Annotated in this window: 5 protein-coding genes; 1 reads left to right on the top strand and 4 read right to left on the bottom strand. The window is 68.8% G+C overall.

Going from position 1 to position 6,000, the window contains the following annotated elements; all coding sequences use genetic code 11:
- The first annotated feature begins 148 nt into the window (after nucleotides 1-148).
- Nucleotides 149-1,234, top strand: coding sequence for a threonine aldolase family protein (locus FS885_RS03335; RefSeq protein ID WP_144743587.1), 1,086 nt, complete (start codon nucleotides 149-151; stop codon nucleotides 1,232-1,234).
- A gap of 95 nt (nucleotides 1,235-1,329) precedes the next feature.
- On the opposite strand, the gene pyk is transcribed toward FS885_RS03335, so the two are convergent.
- The 4 genes from pyk to FS885_RS03315 form a co-directional block, all read right to left on the bottom strand.
- A complete protein-coding gene (gene pyk, locus FS885_RS03330) occupies nucleotides 1,330-2,790 on the bottom strand; it encodes a pyruvate kinase (RefSeq protein ID WP_246060748.1) in 1,461 nt (486 codons plus the stop codon).
- Between the two features lie 349 nt (nucleotides 2,791-3,139).
- Nucleotides 3,140-3,772 carry an HAD family hydrolase gene (locus FS885_RS03325; protein ID WP_144743585.1) on the bottom strand — a complete coding sequence of 211 codons (633 nt, stop codon included), beginning with the start codon at nucleotides 3,770-3,772 and terminating at the stop codon, nucleotides 3,140-3,142.
- A 126-nt stretch (nucleotides 3,773-3,898) separates the two neighbouring features.
- A complete protein-coding gene (locus FS885_RS03320; protein WP_186365761.1) occupies nucleotides 3,899-4,813 on the bottom strand; it encodes an AraC family transcriptional regulator in 915 nt (304 codons plus the stop codon).
- Nucleotides 4,814-4,933: 120 nt separating this feature from the next.
- On the bottom strand, nucleotides 4,934-5,785 hold the full coding sequence (locus tag FS885_RS03315; protein WP_144743583.1) for a class II fructose-bisphosphate aldolase: 852 nt from the start codon (nucleotides 5,783-5,785) through the stop codon (nucleotides 4,934-4,936).
- Nucleotides 5,786-6,000 lie beyond the last annotated feature (215 nt).

Raw genomic sequence — 6,000 nt, 5'->3', positions numbered from 1 at the left:
CATCTCCACCATTCCTTCAACTGGGAAAATGCCGCCCCCGGGGCCCGGATAGGACCTCGGGGGCGTTCGGTTAACTGCGGGAGCGTGCCGTCAGCTCAATGTGTTCGGTTGGGATCGGAAATCAACCAACACCGAGCAAGGAGCGAGCATGCAGCAGTACCGCAACGACTACAGCGAGGGCGTCGCGCCCCAGATCCTCGACGCCCTCGTGCGCACCAACGCCGAGCAGACGCCGGGCTACGGCACCGACGCGCATTGCGCCCGCGCGACCGAGCTCATCTTGGACGAGATCGGCCAAAGCGATGCCGCGGTGCGCTTCGTGCCCGGCGGCACCGCGGCGAACATCATCGCCGTCGCCGCGCTGACCGACGAGTTCGAGGGGCCCATCTGCGCCGCCGATGCCCACCCCGTGAACCACGAGGTCGGCGCCATCCAGGCGACCGGCCGCCGGCTCATCCCCACCGACGACGCCCTCGGCGTGGTGACCCCCGATGGCGCCGAGCGCGCCTGGCTCGCCTGCACCGCCACCGGCACGCACAACACGCGCCCGGCGATGGTGTATGTCTCCGACACCACCGAGCTCGGGCACGTGTGGACCGCCGCCGAGTTCGACGCGCTCTGCGACTGGGCAGACGAGCGCGGCCTCGCCGTCTACGTCGACGGTGCGCGCATGGCGAGCGCCATGGCGGCAGCGGGCGGCGACCTCGACATCCGCCACATCGCCCGGCGCGCGACCGCCTTCACGCTCGGCGGAACCAAAAACGGCATGCTCTTCGGCGAGGCGCTCGTCATCTGCACCGGCACCGACCGCGGTGCGCGCGCGGCCGACCGGCTCCCCTACCTCATCAAGCGCACAGGCGCGCTCACGGCGAAGGGCCGCCTCATGGGCGTCATGTTCGAGGCGGCGTTCGACCCCGCGAATGCCGACGATGCGGGCACGGCGCTCTACTGGCAGCTCGCCGCGCACGCCAACCGCTGCGCTCGGGCCATCGCCGAAAGCCTCACGGGGCTCGGCTGGGACCCGGTCCTCAAGACCGCGGGCAACCAGCAGTTCTTCTGGGTCGCGCCCGCGCTCGCACGCGAGCTGAACGAGCGGTTCGGCTGCGAGCCCATGGACATGCCCGACCCCACGGGCCAGGGCAGGACCGTCGTGCGCTTCGTCACGAGCTGGGCGACCGACCCCGCCCTCATCGAGCGTGAGCTCGTGCCCGCCTGCCGCGAGCTCACGGCCTAGCGGACGGGTCGCCGCCTACCAGCGACCGCATACCAGATCGCGGCGGAGCCCCGCATGGGACCCCGCCGCGTATGCCCTGGCTTGTCGCCGGAAGCCTAGATCACCTGGGCCACGTAGACGACGTTCGTCGACACCTCGCTGTGCTTCATGTCGATCTTGAACGCGGGGTCGCCGGCGGTGACGATCACGAGGTCGCCCCTGTGCGCGGCCCCCGTCTCGCGCGCCTCGGCCATGGCGTTGTCGACCACGTAGGCGAGGCTGCCCACGGTGCGGCCGTTGAGGCGCGGCTCGACGCCCCAGTAGACCGTCATCTTGCGCTGCGCCCACTCGTTGGGCGTGGTGGCCTGGATGGGGAGCATGGGGCGGAAGTTGGAGACCAAGCGCGCCGACTTGCCGGAGTTCGTCGGCGTGAGGATGGCCTTGGCGCCCACGTTGAACGCGGTGGTCACCGCGGCGAGGCCCACGGCGGCGTTCACGACGTTGCGGCCGGGCTCGACGGCGCTGAAGTCGAACGGCTTGTGCGCGGGGATGGTGGCCTCAGTGGTGAGCGCGATGCTCGCCATCATCTTCACGGCCTCGAGCGGGTACTTGCCCGCCGCGGTCTCTCCGGAGAGCATAGTCGCGTCGGTGCCGTCGTCGATGGCGTTGGCGACATCGGTCACCTCGGCGCGCGTGGGGCGCGGGTTGCGGATCATGGAATCGAGCATCTGCGTCGCGGTGATGACCGGCTTGCAGGCCGAGTTGCACTTGGCGATGATCTCCTTCTGGATGGTGGGGCACACCTCGGGTGCGACCTCGACGCCCAGGTCGCCGCGGGCGACCATGATGCCGTCGGAGGCCTTCAGGATCTCGTCGAAATGGTAGACGGCCAGCGCGCACTCGATCTTGGGGAAGATGTCAACGTGCTCGCCGCCGTTCTCGCGGCAAAGCTCGCGGATCTCGTGGACGCCCTCCGCGTCGCGGATGAACGACGCCGCGATGAAGTCGATGCCCTCCTCGAGGCCGAAGAGGATGTCGGCCCGGTCCTGCTCGGTGATGCTCGGGAGCGAGAGCTTCGCGTTGGGGACGTTCACGCCCTTCTTCTCGCCCAGCTCGCCGCCGTTCTCGACGAGGCAGTGGATATCCTGGCCCTCGATCTTCTCGACGGTGAGGCCGATGAGGCCATCGTCGATGAGGATCGTACCGCCCTCGTGCACCTCGCGCGGGAGCTCGAGGTGGTCGAGATAGAAGTGCTCCGCGGTGCCCAGGAGCTCCTCGGAGGTCTCGGCCGCGGTGACGATCACGTGCGAACCGGTCTCGAGCGTGACCTTCGCGTGGCCCTCGAGGAAGCCGGTGCGGATCTCGGGGCCCTTGGTGTCGAGCAGGATGCCCACGGGGATGCCGAGCTCGCGCGAGATGCGCTTCACGCGCTCCATGCGCTCATGGTGCTCCTCGTGGCTGCCGTGGCTGAAATTGAAGCGGGCGACGTTCATGCCCGCGAGGATCATCTCGCGCAGGATGCTCTCGTCGTCGCAAGCGGGGCCCATGGTGCATACGATCTTCGTGCGCTTCTTCATCCAGTCCTCCATCTCGAGAAAAGCGTTACAGAATCGAGGGGTTACAGAACACGATCACCACTGCCGCGTGCAGGACGCGCAGATGCAATCAGTGTAGCAAAAGCCAAAGGAGGGTAGCGCCGTATGGCAATATGCTGGGCCTATTCAAGCATATTCGCATGTTGTATGCCATTTTGAGCTGTCTGTGTCGGCCGCAAACCCCCGGGGGTGGGGCGGAACGTGAGGGGAGCCCCCGCAGCGCCCTTGCCCGCGGAACCCATCTGGGGCAAGGGCGGCACGGAGGCTCCCGACTCGAAGCGTTCTTCGGTACCGGCGGGGCGACGCCCCCGCAAGAGGACGGCCGCGCCCGTCAGGAGCGCTCCCATCCGGCCACCGCGAGCACGTCGGCCGGGGTCTCCAGCACGAAGTCCGCGCCCTTGACCGGGTTGGCCGCACCCCACGTGGCGAACGCGAACGCTACGCCCGCGCGCTGGGCGCATTGCCGGTCGTAGTCCGTGTCGCCCACATAGAGTGCCTCGGATGCCGGGATGCCCGCCCGGCGCAGGTACTCGAGCATGGGCGCCGGCGTCGGCTTGTGCTCGGCCGTGTCCTCGACGAGGACCTTGATGCCGAAGAACCCGTCGAGGCCGAGCGGCGCAACCTCATCGCGATACTCGCCGTGGTTGCGCGATGAGACGATACCCAGCTCGGCACCGGCCGCATCCAGCCGCTCGAGCGCCTCCCGCACGCCCGGGTACACGGTGATCGTGTCCGCCAGGGCGCCCGAGAGCTCGGCCCACCGGTCGAGCGCCTCGGCGCTGCAGATGCCGAGCCGCTCGAGAGTGACCTTACCGGCGAGCCCCATCGAGAACCGCAGCTCGTCCCTCTCCGGGACGGCACCGGTCATCTCCTCCACGAGCTGCTGAAGCGAACGCAGGGCGGATTCGGCCGAATCGATGAGCGTGCCGTCCACATCGAACACGATATGCTTGAAAGCTGCCATGCGCACCCCTTCTCGTTGGAAACCGGCATCGGCTGCACGGCGCGACCATCTCGCGTCGCCGCATCCGTCTACCGTGCCTGCCAGTATGAAGGGTGGATTGCCGGCAAACTAGACGCTATCCTGCCGCTAGCTATCCAATTCCCGCCAACGCGCCCGATACGCCGAGGGCGTGCAGCCCATGGCGGCGCGAAACGCCGCGCCGAAGCGGCTCGCCGTGGAGAAGCCGCAGCTCCGCGCGATGGCGGCAAGCGGCCTCGTCGTGAACGCGAGGAGCCTGCACGACTGCTCGATACGATAGTCCCTGAGGTAGCGATGGGGGCTCGTGCCCATGCAGCTCTTGAAGGTCCGGTAGCAGTCGCGCTCGCTCGTCGCGGCTGCGGCCGCGATGTCGGCCACGCCCACGGGCTCGGCGAAATGGTCGTGCACGAAGCCCACCATCTGCTCGAAGCGCAGGTCGCGCGGCGTGAGGCGCGTCACGGACGGGCAGCCGAACAGCGGCCGCGCGCGCTCGAGCACCTGGCACCACAGCTCCGAGAGGACCGACCTCAGCCGCAGCTCCTCCATCTGGAAGGGGGCGTCTTCGGCGTCCGCATCGTACGGCCTGGAGAAGGAGCGGGCGATGAGCTCCAGAAACGCCGCGTCCTCCGGGCGGTCGGGGTACCAGGCGAGCACGTCCACACGGCGCTCCCCCACCAGAGGCTCGATCGCGCGCGACCCGATGCGGCCACCCGGGTCGGCGAGCAGCTCCGGGCGGAAGATATGCAGCAGCTGCACTGTCCCCGGCTCGAGCGCCGTGGTCATATGCATGTAGCCGCTGTTCACGAAGCCCGCGGACCCCGCGGGAAAGACCGTCCGCTCGCTGATGGCGCGCGTCCGGTACTCGAGCGTGCCGCGCGCCACGTAGAAGAGCTCGACCTCGCGATGCCAGTGCCAGGTGCACGAGCGACCCGGATAGCGGTCGAGCTCGGCGCGCTCGGCCACATATGGCCAGTCGGCGGGCATGTCCGGGAAGAGCTCCTCCCTGCCGCCGCGTTCGAGCACGATGTGATCGGTATTCCTCATGGGGCAAGTATAGCAGCCGGCCGGGCGCGCCCGCACCCGGCCGGTATACGCCCGGCGCCCGCATGGGGCACCGGCTATCGATGCTTCGGGGACCCGTCTCTACGCGCGGCCCACGGAACCGAGGTTCTGCATGCGGATCTTGACGATCTCGGTAATCTCGGCCATGCCCTGCTTGGCCGGCTTCTTGGGGTCGAAGCACGAGGGGTTCTCGGCCATGTAGGCCATGAAGCCCTTCGTGTAGGCCTGGCGCAGCTCGGTGGCGTAGTTGACCTTGCAGATGCCGTTCTTCACGGCCTCGGCGACCTGCTCGTCGGGCACACCGGAGGTGCCGTGGAGCACGAGCGGCACGTCGACGGCGGCGCGGATCGCCTTGACGACGTCCTGCTCGATGTGCGGGGTCTCGGTGTAGACGCCGTGCGCGGTGCCCACGCCGATGGCGAGCGAGGTGCAGCCGGTGCGCTCGACGAACTCGCGCGCCTCCTCGGGGTCGGTGTAGGGGTTCTCGCCCTCGACCGCCGGGCCGTCGTCCTCCTTGCCGCCGACCTTGCCGAGCTCGGCCTCCACGGGCACGCCCATGGCGGCGCCCACGCGGGCGACCGACGCGGTGAGGGCGATGTTGTCCTCGAACGACTCGTGGCTGCCGTCGATCATGACGGAGGTGTAGCCCACGCGCAGCGCCTGCATGCAGCGGTCGAAGCCGTCGCCGTGGTCGAGGTGCAGCGCCACGGGCACGCTCGCGCGCTCGGCCGCGGCCTTGACCATGCCATAGAAGTAGTCGAGACCGGCGGTCTTCACCGTACCGGGCGTGGTCTGCATGATCACCGGGGACTTGGTCTCCTCGGCGGCGGCGAGCACCGCCATGACGAACTCGAGGTTCTCGATGTTGAAGGCGCCCACCGCGTAGTGGTTCTTCTGCGCATCGAGCAGCATTTCCTTCGTGGTTACCAGCATGTTGTCTCCTCTCTCCCGCACAGGGCGGTAGCACTTCACCCCGTATTCTACGCGGGGCCCAGCGCGCCCGTCGACCGCGGCCGTGGCGCAGCCGGGCGCGAAAAGGCAAGCAAACGCAGGGGTTTGGGACCCCTCGCCACCGGATGCGCCCCGCCGGCGCGCACCCGCCGCCCGTGAGCGGCGCTTTGCGGGCCCGCCTTAGGTTCCCGCCGCCT

The organism is Enorma burkinafasonensis (assembly GCF_902150035.1).
GTDB classification, from domain to species: Bacteria; Actinomycetota; Coriobacteriia; order Coriobacteriales; family Coriobacteriaceae; genus Enorma; species Enorma burkinafasonensis.
The sequence above is the reverse complement of the archived record's forward strand: the minus strand, read 5'-3'. Positions and strand labels throughout refer to the sequence as shown.

Coding starts and splice junctions, on each gene's coding strand:
- FS885_RS03335 (WP_144743587.1), top strand. CDS start 149: ATGCAGCAGTACCGCAACGACTACAGCGAGGGCGTCGCGCCCCAGATC.
- pyk (WP_246060748.1), bottom strand. CDS start 2,790: ATGAAGAAGCGCACGAAGATCGTATGCACCATGGGCCCCGCTTGCGAC.
- FS885_RS03325 (WP_144743585.1), bottom strand. CDS start 3,772: ATGGCAGCTTTCAAGCATATCGTGTTCGATGTGGACGGCACGCTCATC.
- FS885_RS03315 (WP_144743583.1), bottom strand. CDS start 5,785: ATGCTGGTAACCACGAAGGAAATGCTGCTCGATGCGCAGAAGAACCAC.